Here is a 17,915-nt window from a genome sequence, read left to right as displayed (position 1 = left end):
AACACCATGCGCCGAATCGCCCTCTCGATCTACTGGGGGTTCCTGACCGTTGTCCGCTCGTTCACCCTGGTGCGACAGAAAGACGCCGCGGCCTACTACACCACCCTCGGAGACGACGTCATCGACTTCCTGGACGAGGGCTTCGTCGACGATGACAAGCCGTTGTGGCTCAACCTCGGTTACTGGAAAGAGGCTCGCACCTACCCCGACGCCTGCGTCGCTATGGTGGAACTGCTGGGAACGCGGGCCGGACTGCAACCGGGCGACGAAGTCCTCGACGTCGGCGTGGGTTTCGCCGAGCAGGACTTCGTTCTCCTCGACCGTTTCAAGCTGTCCCGCGTCACGGGCATCGACATCACCCCCGTTCACATCGAGAAGGGCAGGGAGCGGGTCGCCAAGCGCGGGCTGCAGGATCACATCGATCTGCGGCTCGGTTCGGCGACCGCGATGGAATTCCCCGACGCGACGTTCGACAGAGTCCTGGCCCTGGAGTGCGCCTTCCACTTCGACACACGTGAACAGTTCCTGCGCGAGGCATTTCGGGTCCTCAAACCCGGAGGGTCCGTCGCGATCGCCGACATGCTCCCGGTTCCGGGCAAGAAGACGAGCCGCGCCACCGCCTTCGCACGCAAGTACGGCCACGTCCCGGAGGCCAACCTATATGACCGCGATGAATATCCACGGCGGCTGTCCGCCGCCGGATTCGGCGATGTCCGCGTGGAATCGATTCGGCAGGATGTCTTCCCCGGCATGGCCAAGTACAGTCGCCAGCGCGTCGAGGGGAAGAAGATGGACGAGGTGGTCGTGGAGGTATCCGAAGACGACCGCGCCCAGTGCCGCGGCGTGGAGATCTGGGAACGCGGGGTCGGTTTGACCGACTATGTGATCGCCTCGGCGCGGAAGCCAACGGAGACCGGGGTTTCCGGCGCTCAGTGAGCCGGCGTCCGCACGATCACCGCTGCTTCGGCCATCGCGGCGGGTTCGTGCTTCCGCGCCGCGGCGAAGCCGATCTCGAGATCGGCCAGGATGTCGTCGATGCCCTCGATGCCGACGGACAATCGGACCAGCCCCGGGCTCACGCCACAGGCCAGCTGTTCCTCGGGGCTCAACTGGCCATGGGTGGTCGACGCCGGGTGGATCACCAGCGAACGCACGTCGCCGATGTTGGCTACATGGCTGTGCAGTTTCAGCGCGTTGACGAAGGCCTTGCCCGCCTCGATGCCGCCGGCCAGTTCGAACGCGAGAACAGCACCGGTTCCCCTGGGCGCCAACCTCTTCGCCCGCTCGTACCACGGTGAAGTCGGCAGCCCCGCGTAGTTGACGGACAGCACGCCGTCGTGGGCGGCCAGGAATTCGGCGACCCGTTGCGCGTTGGCGACGTGGCGTTCGATGCGCAGACTCAGCGTCTCCAGGCCGAGCGCCACCAGGAACGCGTTGAACGGTGACGCCGACGCCCCGATGTCGCGCACCAATTGCAGCCGGGCCTTGGTCACGAACGGTGCGGGACCCATTTCGGCGTAGACGATGCCGTGGTAGCTGGGGTCCGGTGTCGTGAAGCCGGGGAAGCGGCCCTGCGTCCAGTCGAAGGTGCCGCCGTCGACGATCACGCCCGCGATCGCGGTGCCGTGCCCGCCGAGGTATTTGGTGGCCGAGTGCACCACGATGTCGGCGCCCTGGCTGATCGGCTGGATGAGGTAGGGGGTGGCGATGGTGTTGTCCACGATCAACGGCACGCCGTTCTCATGTGCGACGCCGGCGACCCGCGGGGTGTCCAGCACGTCGCTCTTCGGGTTCGAGATGGTCTCGGCGAAGAGCGCCTTGGTGTTCGGCCGTATCGCCGCCTGCCACGAATCCGGATCGTCGGGGTCGACGAAGGTGACCTCGATGCCGAGCCGGGAAAGCGTGTAGTGAAACAGGTTGTACGTGCTGCCGAACAGGCGCGGGCTCGACACGATGTGGTCGCCGGTACCGGCGAGATTCAGGATGGCAAACGTTCCGGCGGCCTGCCCGGAGGCCAGGAACAGTGCGGCCGTGCCGCCTTCCAGCGCGGCGATGCGCTGCTCGACGACGTCGGTGGTCGGGTTGCCGATGCGGGTGTAGATGTTGCCCGGCATCTCGAGACCGAACAGCGCGGCGGCGTGTCCGGCGTCGTCGAAGGTGAAGGAGGCGGTCTGGTAGATCGGCAGCGCACGGGCGTGGGTGGCCGAGTCCGGCCGTTGTCCCGCGTGCACCTGTTTCGTCTCGAAGGACCATCGGGCGGTCGGATCGGGCTCGGTGTCGGCGACGTCGCTCATGACTGCCTTCTGCTGGACGCTAGGTCTTTTCGCCGTTGGGCAGGTGCTCCACGCCGGCGTCGACCCAATCGACAGGCCGACCGGCACCGTTGCCGTGCCCGTTGCTCATCGGGACGGCGGCCGGCACGAGCCGACTCGTCGTCACAGACCGGGCGGCGGCGGCCTTCCGGTACTCCCATTGCTCGCGGTCGCGAATGTAGAGCGGTGATACCGCCTTCAAACCCTCGAGTTCGAACGCCCCGTTCCGGAGGGTGAATCGGACGGTGCCGCTGACGCGCTGAGCACTCTCTTCGAGGAAGGATTGCAGTGCTCTGCGGAGGCCGCGGAACCACCGGCCCTCGACGGCCTCCATGATCAGCGCGTCACCGAGGGTGCGCATCCAGCGCAGCGTCTCGACGTCGACCGTCGCCGATGCGAGCTGTGTGAATCCCTCGAGGATGAGAGCCGCGGCGGGGGCCTCGCGAACTTCGAGTACCTTCTCGCCGCCTTCCAGATGCTCGAGGCTGGAGAATCGTCCGATGCCGTAACGACCGACCTTCGTGTTGATGCTCGCGATCAGATCGACGAGGTCGGTGAGGGGCTCCGCGTCCACCGAGACGAGACGTCCCCCGTCGAAGCCGAGCTCGATCACCCGGCTCGCGGTTTCCGATGCCACCGACCATTGATAGAGGTCCTGGCCGATGTCGAACGCTTCGGGATCGTCCAGGCTTCCACTTTCGAATTCTCGGCACCACAGGTTGGTGTCGGTGCTCAATAGTCGATTCGCGAAACCGGAGATGCCGAAGTTCTCCTGGAGTTCCAGGCGCTTGAAGTCGCGGGACAGGGCGTCGAACTCGTAGGGCGACCCGAAGTAACCCTCGAATCCGAGATCACTGATGGCGCCGTTGAGCCTTCGCAAACTGTTCTGCGACTGATTGGCCGTGTGGAGCAGGCACTTGGCGCCGACCGATCGCGCGAGCTCCACGCCAACGCGGGCGATCAACGGTCGCGACAGCGATGCGCTGATCGGGTGCTGTCCGAGATATCTGCCGCCGGCGAGAATCGATGCGTGCACGAACTCCTCGGCAAATTCCTTGCGGTAGTCGAGGCGGGTGATGTGGACATCGAACCTGTCCGCGATGTACGCGAACTGATCGATGTCGAAGTCGTCGCCGAGGTCGACGGACAACGCGATGACGCGCACGTCGAACTTCGCCAGCTGCGCGAGGAGATACGCGCTGTCCAAGCCGCCCCCACACAGCGTCACGATGGTGTCGTTGCGGCGGCACAGTTCTTCGATGTCCGAGAATGAGCGGATCTTCATCTGTTTCATGTGGCCGGATCCCATGTTTCAGACTCGCGCGGTCGGGTCAGGGGTCACTGGTGTCAACCTCCCGTTGCCCGTGGAGTGTCGATCGTTCGACCGGAGCGCCCGAACAGTGGCTGATCGCGCCGGCCAGGACTGGGAGGGTTCGAATGCGACCATGGATTCGCATCCTCCCAACTCGGTCAGGCTAACACCCGGTCGCGGCGGCAGCAAAGAAAACCGCAATCAATTGCCCTTTCGAGCGATAAAGGTCGCGGGGCCCGGGGGACGGTGCCGCGCAGCGCTGCACCGCCTCGGCGGGGCGCCCGTATCCGAGCCGGGGCCGAGCAGGCGGTTCTCGCCACGCGGAGGACCGGGGCCCGGCGTCCGCCCGCCCGGGCCGCGAACCGTCCGATACCGTCCTTTTCAAGTATTGCAGCGGTATTCGGGTGAATCACCAACCGCCCGCCGCAGCCGTGCGGACATCATTGTTCAACACTCAAGCATCCGCTCGTGACGACTCTGCGCCGGGCGCACGGACCGGTGCCGCGATCCCTCGTGCGGGCCGAAGCCGCCGAATTGCGCACGGGACAGCCATTCTGGTCACAGTCGATCCAGGCTAGGTCGTGGCAAATAACTCGCAAGGCGGTCGCCCACGCGTAATCCTGGCCGCGAATCGGAACTGCTATTGCCGTTGTTTTGTGTCGAAGGACGGCAGCGGCGATCCATGATGGACCACATGGATGCGACACACCACGACATCGTGAGCATGCCGAGAGGCGGGCCGGACGCCTCGTGGCTGGACCGGCGGCTGCAGACCGACCGGTTGGAGTATCTGGATCGCGACGACGTCGACGATCGCAAACGCAAGGTCATCGAGTCGCTCGACCGCACCGGACGGCGCCGGTTCAAGGGCAACTACGAGATGTGTGCCCAGGCGGTCCTGACCGAGGTGGCCGCGATCGAATCGCCGAAGATCCTCGAACTCGGGTGCGGTCTCGGTGGGCTGTCGCGCAAGCTGCTGGAGATGCACCCGTCCGTCCAGTTGACGGTCACCGATGTGGATCCTGAATTCGTCACCGCCGTCGCCGCCGGAGATCTCGGCAGTCATCCCCGCGCCACTGTGCGGGAGATGGACGCCACCGCGATCGACGCTCCCGACGGGTCCTTCGACCTCGCGGTGTTCGCGCTGTCCCTGCACCACCTACCGCCCGAACGGGCCGCCCAGGTCATCGCCGAGGGCACCCGGGCAGCGGACAAGTTGCTGATCATCGACCTCCGCAGATGGCGGGCACCGTTCCAACTGGCGCTGCTGGGATTCACCGTCCCGCTCACCGGGCTGGTCCCGCCGCTACACGATGCGGTCATCAGCTCGCTGCGTGCCTACAGCCCGTCCGCGCTGCGTGCGCTCGCCGGACATGCCGACCCGGCGATCACCGTCGAATTCCGCACCCGACCGCGGGGTGCGACGGCGATGGTCGCCGCTCGTGCCCGGTAGACCGCCGCACGGACCCGCCGGTGACGTCAGCCGTCCGCCTCGGGGAGCAGGACGGAGTGCTTGACGAGTCCGCCCTCGTAGCGGAATTCGTGTGCGGGATGGCGCAGCGGTTCGACGGTGGTATCCGGGTGCACGAGCACCCCGCCGCCGGACGGGATTCCCAGCCCAGGAGCGGCTCCCTCCAGCGACCGGACAGCGCGCGACAGTCGACGCCACCCGGTGTGCTCGTCATGTGTGTCGACGACGGCGGGAACGAGTGCGAACACATCCAGCAGGTCACCGGCGAGAGAATCGGATGTCTCGACGAGACCGTAGCGGCCCAGTTGTATCGCGCCGGCTGAGATGCCCACCAGGACGGCGCCTTTCGCATACCGGTGCAGAATGACGTCCTTCATTCCGGTTCTCTCGAAGGTGTTCCAACCGAGACGCACGTCGCCGCCGGCGAGGACGATCAACTGGGCGCGGTGCAGAAACGACCGGTCGTCCGGGGGGAACGACGCATCGATCATCCGGCGATCGGTGATCCCGATCGCGTCCACCGCCGCTTCGAAGATCTCGTAGAACTCCAGGAGATCCCCATTGGAGGCGCCGATGTATGCGGCGCTGACCGTTGTGCCACAGCCGGATACGTCGAGGGCGGTGTCGAGGAGCAGCCGGCCCCGCCGCTTCCAGAACAGCAGCTGACTGTCCGCCAGCAGGTAGAGCGGTTGCCGTCGTGGCGCCGGGTCGGCCACCTGCTAAGCGCTGGGTACCACGAGTACCGGGCGGTGCGACGCCTGCAGTGCCGCCCGCGCGACGCTGCCGAGCAGCACCTGCCGGAAACCCGATCGGCCGCGCGAGCCGACCACCAGCACCGCGGCGTGACGGCGCGCCGCGACGTCGACGAGGACCTCCGCCGTCGCTCTGGCCGAGCCACCGCCCGGCTCGATCACCACACCGTCGGCCGCCGCGGTCTCGGCGTGGCCGTCCCCGACCGCGACCGGGACGACCTCGCGGTCGGCGAAGATCCGCTGCGCGGCAACGACAGCGCTCTGCGCGCCGGTGGAGCCGTCCGTTCCGACGATCACCGGTCCGGCGGCCAGTGCCTCGTATTCGTCGGACAGCATGGGCGCCTGCGCGACCAGAGTGGGTCGCGACGCGTACTGCACCGCGATGTCCGACACCGAACCGAGGAGAGCCTGTGCGCCGCCGAGCCCACGGGAGCCGACCAGCACCACGTCGGCCGACACCTGCTCGGCGAGTTGCGCGAGTACCAGACCCTCGCCGCCCCAGGACCGTTTCACCAACGGCTCGGCGTCGAGGCCTGCGGCTCTCGCCAGCGTGGTGCCCGTGGCGGCCACCCGCTGCGCTTCACGCTCGCCCTCCTTTTCGGTGAGCTCGACGAGTTCACTGGCACTGCGTGCGCTGGCCCGCAACCGCCGCCGGAGCGCATCGCTGGTGAACGGGGGAGTCCACAGGTGCGCCACCCAGGCGTGCGCGCCCGGGAGCAGCAGCCTCCCCACGTCGATCGCCGCCGTCGCAGCGGGTGAGCCGTCGAATCCGATGATCACGCCGAGCGGCATGCCAACCCCTTCCTGTTCGTCAGTCGAATGGATCGCGAATGATGGGGCATGTCATGCAGTCTCAGGCACCGGCGGTGACGTGCTCGCGGCCTCGAGCGTCACGTCCGTGTCCGCGGCCCGTCCTTGGACCCGACCCTAATCCGCGCGGCGGTGTGTGTCGTCGAATTCACGCGATCGGCGACGCGCCGCGCGTGGGCCTTATTCGCCGAGCAGGAGCCGGCGGTGGCGGCGGCGTCCGTCGGCGTACTCCGGGCGGTCGCGGTAGATGATGGTGAGGGTGCCGGGCGTCTCCCGGTTGGGTTCCGGGTAGACGGCGAACACGTCCTCGGGTTGCAGGCCGACGATGCCGATGTAGTCGGCCACGAACCGGTCGAGATCGGCCTTCCATGCCTTCGGCGGCACCACCTCGACGTAAGGCTTGACCGCGCCCGGCGCGTAATCGCCGTGGTGGGCCTGCCGCTTCTCGCCCTCGAGCAGTTGTTGGAGCTCCTGGCGGGAAAGCTGCGGATTCTGCTGCTGAAGTTGCTTCAATCGGCGGACGTCGTCGAGGAACCCCATGATCGCGACCGTAACACCGCCGATGCGGCCACGAAGATGGTTTACTTGTTTATCTTGCTTTGGGTACACTGAGCAGATGGCCGTGAAAACCACACCGATCGACACTGCGGCGGCGAAAGCCCGTCGCAGGCGGGAGACGTCGTCATCGGTCAAGGTGCGCAAGCGTGCTGTGCCGTCCGTCGACGACGTCACCTCGGCGGTGCACACCGCGCTGGAGTCGGCGCCCGCCTCGGTGCGCACCGACTTCGTCGAGGCCGTCGCCGATCGTGACGACGCCGGCCTCGACGACGCGCTCTGGGGCGCCGCCCCGTCGACCGACGACGTGCGGGCAGCGGCCCTGCAGGGGTTGAAGAACGACTTCCTCGCCCGTCGGGAACTCCTGGGTGCGTCGCTGTCGCGGCCGGAAGTCGCCGAGCTACTGGGGGTCACACCGCAGGCCGTCCTCGACCGGTTGGCCGACGGCGATCTGGTCGGGCTGAAGGACGGTCGGGAATGGCGAATACCGATGTGGCAGATCAACGCCGGCGCCGAACGCGGCTTCCTGCCCGGCATCGCGGCGGTCCGTGCGGTGTTCCCCGGCGGGCTCGTCGCGCTGAGCAGATGGGTCACCACGCCGAACGCCGACCTCGGCGGCGCCGCTCCGGCCGACGCCCTGGCTGCCGGTCGGGTGCCGCAGGTCATCGCCGCGGCGGCAGCGACCACCGCCGCGGCGTGGTAGCCGAACTCGGCGAACCGCGACGGCCGCTGCACGGCGGCCGGATCTGGACCTGGCGCTGGCCCACCGCGCTGCCCAGGGCCGGCTGGGGCTGGTGCCGGGTGTACCACCGGTCGGCGCACACCCCGGACGGCGTCACCCACCGCGGGTACGGGCCGCTGGCGCGCCTCGACCATCACACTCCTGCGCCGGATGCGCCGACGACGTGCCCCGACGGCCGTACCGTCCTCTACGTCGCGGGCAACCTCGCCACCGCGCTGGGCGAGGTCTTCGGCGACCTCGGTGAGGCGGCGATCTGCCCGGGATACCGCGTCGCGCTCGTCCGCCCCCGCTCCGAGATCATCACACTCGACCTGCGCTCCGAGGGCGCCGCGATGCGCATCGGCGCGCTGCCGTCACTGGCCACCGGCGCCTATCCGCGCGCCCGCACGCAACGCTGGGCCCGGGCGATCTACGAGGATCAGCCGGCGCGCCGACCGGTGGACGGCGTGTACTACCACGCCGCGCACAGCAACGGCCGGTCGCTGGCCCTCTGGAACACCGACGCCGACGTGGAGGTGGTCGCCTCGGCGGACGGTGCGGCGCAGGACTTCTCGCTCGGCGACCCGCGGATGTGGCGGCGGGTCGTCGTCGCCGCGGGCGAGCTCGGCATGACCGCCGCCCGGGTGGACGCGTGCCCGCGTTGCGAGACCTGAACGGTCACAACGGGTGTCAGCGCCCCGCGGGCACCGACGGCCACTTCGCGGGCACCGGCCGGGGACGGACCATCTGCGGCCACCAGAACCAGCGACCCATCAGCGCGGCGATCGAGGGTGTCATGAACGCCCGGATCACCAGGGTGTCGAACAGCAGGCCCATGCCGATGGTCGACCCGATCTGGGCGACCACCGTCATCTCACTGACCGCCATGCCCATCATCGTGAACGCGAACACCAGGCCCGCGGCGGTGACCACCGATCCGGTACCGCCCATGGCCCGGATGATGCCCGTGTTGATCCCGGCGTGGATCTCCTCTTTCAGGCGCGCCACCAGCAGCAGGTTGTAGTCCGCGCCGACGGCCAGCAGCACGATCACCACCATGGCCATCACCATGAAATGCAGTTCGATGCCCAGGATGTGCTGCCACACCAGCACCGAGAGACCGAACGACGCCCCGAGCGAGAGCACCACCGTGCCGACGATGACGGCCGACGCGACAACGCTGCGGGTGATCAACAGCATGATCGTGAAGATCAGCGTGAGCGCCGCGATGCATGCGATCAACAGGTCCCAGTCGTTGCCCTCCTGCATGTCCTTGAAGGCGGCGGCGGTGCCGGCCACGTAGATCCGGGAGCCCTCGAGCGGCGTGCCCTTGATGGCCTCCTTGGCGGCCTGCTTGATGTCGTCGATGCGATGGATGCCTTCGGCGCTGAGCGGGTCGCCCTCGTGGTTGATCATGAACCGGACGGCCTTGCCGTTCGGCGAGATGAAGCTCTCCATGCCCCGCTTGAAGTCTTCGTTCTCGAAGATCTCCGGCGGCACATAGAAGGTGTCGTCGTTCATCGCGTCGTTGAACGCGTCACCCATGGCGGACTGATTGGCCTCCATCGCGGCCTGCTGGTCCAGCTGACCCGCCTGGGTGGCGTGCATCGTCAGCATCATCGTCTTCATGTTCTTCATCGTCTGGACGGTCTGCGGCATCAGCGTGAGCATCTGCGGCATCAGCGAATTCAGCCGCTGCAGATCCGGCACCAGGCTCTGGAACTGGTCGGTCATCGTGTTGATGCCGTCGAGGGCGTTGAACAGTGACCGCAAGGTGTGGCAGACCGGGATGTTGTAGCAGTGCGGTTCCCAGTGGAAGTAGTTGCGGATCGGCCGGAAGAAGTCGTCGAAATTCGCGATGCCGTCCCGCAGTTCGGCGAGGTGTTCGGCCGTGATGACCGTCTTGCCGACCATGCTGTCGGTGGTGGCGCTCATCTCCTCCATCAGCGCGATCATCCGGTTCATCGTGGCGATCTGCCGGTCCATCGCGTCGGCCTGCAGCAGCATGTCGTCCATGCGGGCCTCGAGATACCCGCGGTTCATCGCGTTGAACGTGCTGCTCATGCTGAGCTGGGCCGGGATCGTGCTGTTCTCGATGGGCTTTCCGTCGGGCCGGGTGATCGCCTGGACGCGCCCGATCCCGGGAACCCGGTAGATCGCCTTGGCGATCTTGTCGATCACCAGGAAGTCCGCCGGGTTGCGCAGGTCGCGGTCGGTCTCGACCAACAGCAGTTCCGGGTTCATCCGCGCGGCGTCGAAATGCCGTTCCGCGGCGGCGAATCCCTCGTTGGCGGGCAGGTCGGCCGGCAGGTAGTTGCGGTCGTTGTAGTTGCTCTTGTAGCCCGGCAGGGTGAGCAGGCCGATCAGCGACAGTGCGATCGTGGCGAGCAGCACCGGTCCGGGCCATCGCACGATCACCGCACCGAGCCGGCGCCAGCTGCGGATCCGCATGGCGCGCTTGGGTTCGAGCAACCCGAACCGACTGGCCACCGTCACCATCGCCGGCCCGAGTGTCAGCGCCACCAGAACGGCGATGGTCATACCGACCGCCAGCGGGACACCGAGGGTCTGGAAGTACGGCAGCCGGGTGAACGACAGGCAGAATGTCGCGCCCGCGATCGTCATGCCCGAGCCGAGCACCACGTGGGCGGTGCCGTGGAACATCGTGTAGTAGGCCGACTCCCGGTCCTCGCCGTTGGTGCGCGCCTCCTGATAGCGGCCGATCAGGAAGATCGCGTAGTCGGTGGCGGCGGCGATGGCCAGGGCGACGAGCAGCTGGGTCGCGAACGTCGAGAGTCCGATGATGTCGTGGTAGCCGAGGAAAGCCACCACGCCGCGGGCCGCCGTCAGGCCGAGCATCACCATCACCAGCGTCAGCAGCACCGTGGCGACCGACCGGTACACCAGCACCAGCATCGAGATGATGATCGCGAACGTGACCAGTTCGATGGTCCGGACGCTGCGGTCACCGGCGATCTGCTGATCGGCGGCGAGCGCCGAGCCGCCGGTGACGTAGACCTTCACCCCCGTCGGAGGGGACAGGTCGCCGACGATGTTCTTGACGGCCAGCACCGATTCGTTGGCCAGCGACTCACCCATGTTGCCTGCGAGATACACCTGCACGTAGGCGGCCCGGCCGTCGGTGCTCTGCGCGCCTGCCTCCGTCAGCGGGTCACCCCAGAAGTCCTGAACGTGTTCGACGTGGGTCGTGTCGGCCTCGAGCCGGTCGATCATCTCGTTGTAGAACCGGTGCGCGTCGTCGCCCAGGCGTTCGTCGCCCTCGAGCACGATCATCGCCGAGCTGTCGGACGTGAACTCCTCGAACACCTCACCGATGCGGGTGGTGGCGATCACCGAGGGCGCGTCGTCGGGGCTCATGGACACCGACCGCATCTGGCCGACGACCTCGAGCTGCGGCACGGTGGCGTTGAGCACCGCGACCAGCAGGATCCAACCGATGATGATGGGAATCGCCAGCCGGCGGATCGCCCTTGGCAGCGCGCCCCGCCGTTGCTGCTCGGGAGTGTGGATCGGCTGTGTTGTGGGTGTGCTCACCGGGACGTCATCCGGGCGGCGGAGGAACCGCAGCAGCGCCCGGCCTCAACGTGCGAGTTGGGCACCTTGGTCAAGCTCCTTCGAGACGGCGTTCTGTCCGCCCGTTCTTACCAGAAGCGGCTGCCTGGCGGGGGTGCCCCTGCTACCGCCTGAGAGCGTTCACAGCGGCGGTTGTGCACGGTCGGACAGCGAGTGGAGGAGCTGCACGGCGACGGTGTGCAACCGCACGTTGTCACGCTGCGAGCGGGCCTTCAGGACCTCGAACGCCTCCTCCGCCGAACACCCCTGCAGGGCCCGGATCACCCCTTTGGCCTGATCGATCTCGGAACGCGAGGTCAACGCCCGCTCGAGCTGGCTGACCGTCTCCCGGCAGCCCTGCCACCGGCGTGCGTTGGCGATGGCGGCGCCCGCGGCCACCGTGAACAGCTGCATGACCTTCTCGTCGAACGGGTCGAACGCCGATGCCGTGCGGCTGTAGATGTTCAGCGAGCCGACCAGCTCACCTTCGCCGCCCTCCTGGGTCGGGCCGATGATCAGCGGGACGGACAGGGTGGCCAGCACCCCTTCCTGTCGCGCTGCGTCGGCGAACTCCGGCCACGACTCCTGGTCCAGGTCCAGCGTGGTGCGGACCGCGCTGCGGGAATGCGCCGCCGCCAGACACGGCCCGCGGTCCGACCGGTACTGCGCGAGGTCGAGTTGCAGCACCCGGTCCTCGGTGCACGCCGCGGTGCGGGCCTTCGTGTCGGACAGCACAGTGATCGAGATCGCATCGGCGTCCGGGATCGCCCTGGCCGCGGTCTCGGCGACCCGCAGCAGCGCGTCGTCGAGCGGTTCCTCCGCGGCGAACAGGGAAAACAACGACTCGACCGCGTCGGTGGTCGACGCGATTCGGTCCAACTGGTCAGGACGGTCACTACCCATCGAGAATGCCCCTTGACTGCAAGCCTTTACGCTGAGACTACAAACGGTAATTCGGTGTCTGCACACATTTTGCGCGTCCCGGCGATCGGTCACCGAATTGCCACAGACTGGACTGAAGCAGCCGTTGCGGCCCATACGCGTCACGGGCGCGTTAATTCTCCGTGCAACCCGGGAACACACCTCGGGACCGCTCGTTGAGTTGGACGGTGGTGGGCTCTCGATCCAGATCAACGAAAGGACTGTGGAATGGCATCCCCGCACGGCGGCGCGCGTCTCGGTACCCGCTTCGGGCCCTACGAGCTGCGAGCGCTGATCGGGGTGGGGGGTATGGGCGAGGTGTACCGCGCCTTCGACACCCACCGCGAGCGCATGGTGGCGGTCAAGCTGCTGCGCCCCGAGGTGGCCGCCGACCCGAACTTCCAGGAGCGGTTCCGGCGGGAGTCGCGGGTGGCCGCACGCCTGCAGGAGCCGCATGTCATCCCGGTGCACGACTTCGGTGCCATCGACGGCGTGCTCTACATCGACATGCGACTGGTGGACGGCGCGAGCCTCAAGGACGTGCTGCGCGCCGAGGGACCGCTCGAGCCGGGGCGGGCCGCGTCGATCATCGCGCAGGTCGGGGCGGCGCTCGACGCGGCGCACGCCGGCGGGCTGGTGCACCGCGACATCAAACCCGAGAACGTCCTGCTCACCGCCGACGATTTCGCCTACCTCGTGGACTTCGGCATCGCCCACGCCGACGAGGACGCGAGCGTGACGAGAACCGGGATGGTGATCGGGTCGTGTGCCTACATGGCCGCCGAGCGCTTCAGCGGCGGGCCGGTCGGGCCGCCGTCGGATGTCTACGCCCTGACGTGCCTGCTCTACGAGTGCCTCACCGGCAGGCCCCCATTCGAGGCCGGTGACCTGCGACAGCTGATGAGCGCACACATGTTCGCGCCGCCGCCACGGCCCAGCGCGGCGCGCGCCGGCGTGTCGCGGGCCTTCGACGACGTCATCGCCCGTGGTATGGCCAAGCAGCCCGGCGCGCGATACCCGTCGGCGGGCGAGCTGGCCAGGGCCGCCACCGCGGCCGCCGCGTCGTCGCAGGTGGCCCCCGCCGCCGACGTACGCCCACCCACCGACACCCGCCAGTTCTCGGCGATGTACCCGAATCCGGCCGCCACCGGCTACACGCCGTATCCGCCGCCGGTGCAGCGTGCCGCGCCGCAGGCGGCCGGGCGTGCGCGATTCGGCAGGACGCAGGTGACACTGATCGCGGCGACCGTCGTGCTGCTCGGGGTCGCCGCGGTGCTGGGCGCTCTGCTGGTGTCGGGCGGCGACGCCGGCAGCCCGGCGCGCACCCCACTGGCGGTGCCGCCGGCGACGACCACCGCCGAGGCGACGGAGCCCACCAGCACCGAGACGACGTCGAGCACCACCAGCGCGACGACCACCACCTCGACGACCCCGTCCAGCACGACCAGCACCACGGCGGGCGCCGTCAGCATGGCCGGCGCCGACACGCAGGGCTTCATCGGTCATTCGGCGCGATGCGACAACGGCGACAAGGCCGCGGCGATGGTCCGGACGGCGAACTCGCTCGCGGTCGTCTGCGGTAACGGGCCGAGCGGCTACTACTACCGCGGGGAGAGGCTGAGCGACGGCGCCGACCTCGAACTCGCCAACGCGGTGCCGGCGGGCGGCGGATTCGACGCCGTCAACCCTGCCGACGGCGCCCGTTACGAGGTGCGGCCCGACCGGCTGACCATCTACGGCAGCGGTGGTGTCGATTCCACGGAGCCGGCGCTGCAGTACGCCACGCAGTAGTCACCGGGCGTGTAACGGTTCGCACCGGCGCGCGATGTACGAGGTGAGATCGATTGATCACCACGTCGTGGCGGCTGCTGGTACCAGGCCAGTGTCGGGGGAGACGGCTGCGCCCTGACGTCTGAGGAGTCGACCCGTAATGGGTGGTGCACCGGTGAACCCGAGAACTGCTGCGGCGGCGTTGGCATCGGGGGTGGTGATCTCGCTGACCGCGCTGTCCGGCGGCGCCGCCCCGGCGCTGGCCAAACCCGACAAGGACCCGGTCGGGCCGACCGAGACGGTGCTGCCGTCGCCGCCCGAAGCCGGATCCGGGCCCGAGGTCCGGCAGCGGCCGGCGGAGCGCAAAGCCGCTGCGCCGGAGTCGCTTCCGCCCGTGCAGGCGCCTCCCGTCGTCGAGGCCCCGCCGGTCGTCGAGGCGCCGGTGGAGCGCGAGCCGGTCGTCGAGGCGCCGGTGGAGCGCGAGCCGGTCGTCGAGGCGCCTCCCGTCGTCGAGGCTCCGCCGGTCGTGAAGGCCCCTCCGGTGAAAAAGGCTCCGCCGGTGGCCGAAGAGCCTGTCGTCGTCGAGCCGCCCCGCGTCGAGAAGCCGCTGCCCGCAGCAACTCCGGCGCCTGTCGAGCGGCCGGCACCCGTACGGGAACCGGTGCAGGTCGTCGAGCCCACGCGGGTCGAAGCGCCTGAGTCCGCCGCAAAGCCCGACCAGGCGCAGGAGCCTGCTGCCGGCGCGCCGAAGCCCACCCCGGCGCCGACGCCGGACGAGGCCACGCCAGAGGCTCCGGCGGACCCCGCCCAGTCGCCGAAGGCGGAACTCCCGGATACGGCGGAGTCGCGGAAGACGGCGGAGGCCCCGGACGCGAAGTCCCCCGACGCCGAGTCGCCGGCCGACGCGCCGGAGCCCGCGCAGGCGATCCGCGAGGTCCGGCCGCAGACCCTGCTCGCCCCCGCGGAGGACGTACAGGTCGCCCGCCGTGCGGAACCCGTTGTGCAGAAGGTGGTCGAGGCCCCGAGGCAGGAGCTGGACACGCTGTCGAGGGCGATCTTCTCGTCCGATCGGCGGGACCGTGACCGCGACGACTGGAACAGGGACCAGTGGGACTGGGACAGGGACCGCTGGGACAGGGACCGCTGGGACCGCGACCGGGACCGCCGCTGGGACCGCAAGGTGCGGCAGTGGAACCGCGACTGGGTGGAGTACGACCGCTACTACCGGCCCACCTTCTTCAACCCGTACCGCAACCCGGTGCGCATCCTCTACGTGTACCTCAACCGGCCGCGCATCGTGTACATCCCGCCGCTGGCGCGAATTGTGCTGGAAACGGCCGAGTTCGCCGCCTACAGCTTCACCGCGGTGGTGCTCGGGGCCGCCGACACCGCGGTCGACGTCGCGGTCGGCACGTTCTTCGGCGGCGGGTACGTACCCCGGCCCGGCCTGCCGTTGCCGCAGCCCCCGCGACTGGTGCGCTACGACAACGTGCCCGTGCAGGTGCGCTACCCGCAGGCGGTCTATCAGCCGTTCCGCGTCAACCGCATCGTCGACATGGGTGAGGACGCCCGCTTCGGCGAGCGCAGGGTGCTGCTCGACGGGGCGACGCCGGCCTGGGGGGAGTGGGTCCAGAATTCCAACGGTGAGCGGCAGTTCGAGGTGCACCGCACCCAGCAGTTCCCCGGCCTGGACGAACCGCAGGCTGTGCCGCTGCCCGGCGACTATCCGCTGCGCCTGGCCGCCGACGAGTCCGCGGCGCCCGATCGCACCCAGATGGCGCTCTACGCGGCGGCCGGGGCGGTGGCGGCGCTGGGCTTCGGCGCCCTCGGGCTCGCGGTGTTCCTGGGCCGCCGCAGACCCGAGTGACGCCGGGTGATCGGACCGGGGCCCGGACGCCTCGTCGATCTTGAAGTCGTTGACGGTCGCGACCATTCGCGGTGACGACACCGCCGCCGTCGGGCATCATGGCGGGGTGCCCGAGGTTCGAGTAGGTCCGCTCCTGCGACATGTGGGGAAGACCGATGCCACGGTGTGGGTCGAGACCGACCAGGCCTGCCGGGTGGAGGTTCTCGGCAGCACCGCCGACACGTTCGAAGTCGAGGGTCACCACTTCGCGATCGTGTGCGTCACCGGCTTGGACCCCGAAGAGGAGCATCCGTACGAGGTGCATCTCGACGGCGTGCAGGCGTGGCCGCCGTTCGGCTACGAGCTGCCGCAGCCCCGCATCAGGCTGTTGCCGCCCGACGGCAACCTGCGGCTGCTGTTCGGGTCCTGCCGGGCGTCGGCGCCGCACCACCCGCCCTACACCCACCAACACATGTGGCACTCCAAGGGCCAGGGCATCGACGTGCTGCGCGCGTACGGCATGCGGATGCTGCGGCAACCGTCGGCGCTGTGGCCTGATGCGCTGATGATGCTGGGCGACCAGCTCTATGCCGACCAGGTCAACGACACCATCAAGGACATGGTCGCCGAGCGCGAGGTGCACGCCAACGGTCCTGTCGAGGTGCTCGAGGATTTCGAGGAGTACTGCATCGGCTACTGGGACGCCTGGAGCGATCCCATCGTCCGGTGGATGCTGTCGACGATCCCGACGTCCATGATGTTCGACGATCACGAGATCAACGACAAGTGGAACACCTCGCTGGAATGGCTCCGGGAGAAGCGGCAGACCGACTGGTACGAGACACGCATCATCGGCGGACTGATGGCGTACTGGATCTTTCAGCATCTGGGCAACATGTCGCCGGACGAGCTGGCCAAGGACCACACCTTCCAGCGGGTGCTGGAGACCCGGCAGGGCGCCGAGCCGATCAAGGAACTCGCCAAGATGGCGGAGCAGGACGACGGGGTCTCGCACTTCAGCATGTGCCGCGACCTCGGGCCGGCCCGGCTGATCGTGGTGGACGCCCGCACCGGACGCCAGCTCACCCCGGGCCGGCGCCAGATCACCACCGACGAGGAGTGGGATTGGATCACGTCCAAGGTGGACGGCGACTACCGGCACCTGCTGTTCGCGAGCTCGCTGCCCATCCTGCTGCCCTACGGGATGCACCACATCGAGGCGTGGTCGGAGGCCGTCAGCGACGGCGCATGGGGCAGGCGGATGCGCGGGTTGGGGGAGAAGGTCCGCATCACCGCCAACCTCGACCACTGGGCATGCTTCCAGGACAGTTACCGCAAGTTGGAGGATCTCGTCGTCGACATCGCCGCAGGCAGGCGGGGCCGCGCACCGGACACGATGGTGATGTTCGGCGGCGACGTGCACCACTGCTGGGTCACCGAGGTCGAGGTGCCCGAGGAGGAAGCGCCGACGCCGGCCACCAAATTCTGGCAGGTGGTGTGCTCCGGGCTGCGTAAGGAGCCGTCGGCGAGCGAGCGGGTGGTGCTGCGGCTGGGACACACCAAACTGGCCGAGGTCGTGGGCAGGGCGCTGGTCAAGACGACCAAGGTGGGCATGCCGCGGCTGCGCTGGCGGCCGGTCACCATGCCGCACTTCCGCAACCAGATCGGCACCCTCGAGATAGCGGGCGGCGAGATGGGCGTACGCATCGAACGGGTGGAGGGACGGTGGCGTAAACCCCGGCTGGCCACCGTGATCGAGCACAAACTGCTCTGACCCCGACCCGAGGTTTCGGCCCGGTCACAGGACGGCTTCAGTCCGGCACGCGGGCGGCGGGCAAACCACATCAGTCACTAGAGTCTCTGTAGTAACCG

General features: G+C 68.4%; 14 protein-coding genes. 7 read left to right on the top strand and 7 right to left on the bottom strand.

Features of this window, described 5'->3' with window-relative positions; all coding sequences use genetic code 11:
- The first annotated feature begins 6 nt into the window (after nucleotides 1-6).
- Nucleotides 7-936 carry a class I SAM-dependent methyltransferase gene (locus tag ACPCHZ_RS15245; RefSeq protein ID WP_423485507.1) on the top strand — a complete coding sequence of 310 codons (930 nt, stop codon included), beginning with the start codon at nucleotides 7-9 and terminating at the stop codon, nucleotides 934-936.
- Here the strand turns inward: ACPCHZ_RS15245 and ACPCHZ_RS15240 are convergent.
- Complete coding sequence (locus tag ACPCHZ_RS15240) at nucleotides 930-2,294, bottom strand: bifunctional o-acetylhomoserine/o-acetylserine sulfhydrylase (RefSeq protein WP_423485506.1); 1,365 nt, start codon at nucleotides 2,292-2,294, stop codon at nucleotides 930-932. The two genes, ACPCHZ_RS15245 and ACPCHZ_RS15240, sit on opposite strands and share 7 nt — an antisense overlap.
- Before the next feature lie 19 nt (nucleotides 2,295-2,313).
- Nucleotides 2,314-3,597: an argininosuccinate synthase-related protein gene (locus ACPCHZ_RS15235; RefSeq protein WP_423485505.1), complete on the bottom strand. Its 1,284-nt coding sequence runs from the start codon at nucleotides 3,595-3,597 to the stop codon at nucleotides 2,314-2,316.
- Nucleotides 3,598-4,309: 712 nt separating this feature from the next.
- Between ACPCHZ_RS15235 and ACPCHZ_RS15230 the strand changes: the two genes are divergently transcribed.
- Nucleotides 4,310-5,077 carry a class I SAM-dependent methyltransferase gene (locus ACPCHZ_RS15230; protein WP_423485729.1) on the top strand — a complete coding sequence of 256 codons (768 nt, stop codon included), beginning with the start codon at nucleotides 4,310-4,312 and terminating at the stop codon, nucleotides 5,075-5,077.
- 26 nt (nucleotides 5,078-5,103) lie between these two features.
- Here ACPCHZ_RS15230 and ACPCHZ_RS15225 read toward each other — a convergent pair whose 3' ends face one another.
- The 3 genes from ACPCHZ_RS15225 to ACPCHZ_RS15215 all read right to left on the bottom strand — a co-directional run bounded on the left by ACPCHZ_RS15225 (nucleotide 5,104) and on the right by ACPCHZ_RS15215 (nucleotide 7,197).
- Complete coding sequence (locus tag ACPCHZ_RS15225; protein ID WP_423485504.1) at nucleotides 5,104-5,811, bottom strand: Type 1 glutamine amidotransferase-like domain-containing protein; 708 nt, start codon at nucleotides 5,809-5,811, stop codon at nucleotides 5,104-5,106.
- Nucleotides 5,812-5,814: 3 nt separating this feature from the next.
- Complete coding sequence (locus ACPCHZ_RS15220; protein ID WP_423485503.1) at nucleotides 5,815-6,639, bottom strand: universal stress protein; 825 nt, start codon at nucleotides 6,637-6,639, stop codon at nucleotides 5,815-5,817.
- Between the two features lie 198 nt (nucleotides 6,640-6,837).
- Nucleotides 6,838-7,197, bottom strand: coding sequence for a hypothetical protein (locus tag ACPCHZ_RS15215; protein ID WP_423485502.1), 360 nt, complete (start codon nucleotides 7,195-7,197; stop codon nucleotides 6,838-6,840).
- 76 nt (nucleotides 7,198-7,273) lie between these two features.
- Here ACPCHZ_RS15215 and ACPCHZ_RS15210 point away from each other — a divergent pair, with 76 nt between their 5' ends.
- A complete protein-coding gene (locus ACPCHZ_RS15210) occupies nucleotides 7,274-7,915 on the top strand; it encodes a helix-turn-helix domain-containing protein (RefSeq protein ID WP_423485501.1) in 642 nt (213 codons plus the stop codon).
- A complete protein-coding gene (locus tag ACPCHZ_RS15205; RefSeq protein ID WP_423485500.1) occupies nucleotides 7,909-8,607 on the top strand; it encodes an RES domain-containing protein in 699 nt (232 codons plus the stop codon). Before ACPCHZ_RS15210 ends, ACPCHZ_RS15205 begins: the two co-directional genes overlap by 7 nt.
- Before the next feature lie 16 nt (nucleotides 8,608-8,623).
- Here the strand turns inward: ACPCHZ_RS15205 and ACPCHZ_RS15200 are convergent, their stop codons facing one another.
- Nucleotides 8,624-11,488, bottom strand: coding sequence for an RND family transporter (locus tag ACPCHZ_RS15200; protein WP_423485499.1), 2,865 nt, complete (start codon nucleotides 11,486-11,488; stop codon nucleotides 8,624-8,626).
- Between the two features lie 159 nt (nucleotides 11,489-11,647).
- Nucleotides 11,648-12,409 (bottom strand): GAF and ANTAR domain-containing protein, encoded by a 762-nt coding sequence (locus ACPCHZ_RS15195; RefSeq protein ID WP_423485498.1) that lies wholly within the window; start codon nucleotides 12,407-12,409, stop codon nucleotides 11,648-11,650.
- 246 nt (nucleotides 12,410-12,655) lie between these two features.
- On the opposite strand from ACPCHZ_RS15195, the gene ACPCHZ_RS15190 reads away from it, so the two are divergent.
- From ACPCHZ_RS15190 to ACPCHZ_RS15180, 3 genes are all read left to right on the top strand, one after another.
- Nucleotides 12,656-14,218, top strand: a complete 1,563-nt coding sequence (locus ACPCHZ_RS15190) for a serine/threonine-protein kinase (protein ID WP_423485497.1) — start codon at nucleotides 12,656-12,658, stop codon at nucleotides 14,216-14,218.
- A 154-nt stretch (nucleotides 14,219-14,372) separates the two neighbouring features.
- Entirely contained in the window at nucleotides 14,373-16,064 is a 1,692-nt protein-coding gene (locus ACPCHZ_RS15185; protein ID WP_423485496.1) for a hypothetical protein, read from the top strand.
- A gap of 142 nt (nucleotides 16,065-16,206) precedes the next feature.
- Complete coding sequence (locus tag ACPCHZ_RS15180) at nucleotides 16,207-17,817, top strand: alkaline phosphatase D family protein (RefSeq protein ID WP_423485495.1); 1,611 nt, start codon at nucleotides 16,207-16,209, stop codon at nucleotides 17,815-17,817.
- Nucleotides 17,818-17,915: the final 98 nt, after the last annotated feature.

The organism is Mycobacterium sp. NPDC050041 (assembly GCF_049541695.1).
In the GTDB taxonomy this organism is placed as follows: domain Bacteria; phylum Actinomycetota; class Actinomycetes; order Mycobacteriales; family Mycobacteriaceae; genus Mycobacterium.
This window is presented reverse-complemented; position numbering and strand designations above follow the sequence as displayed.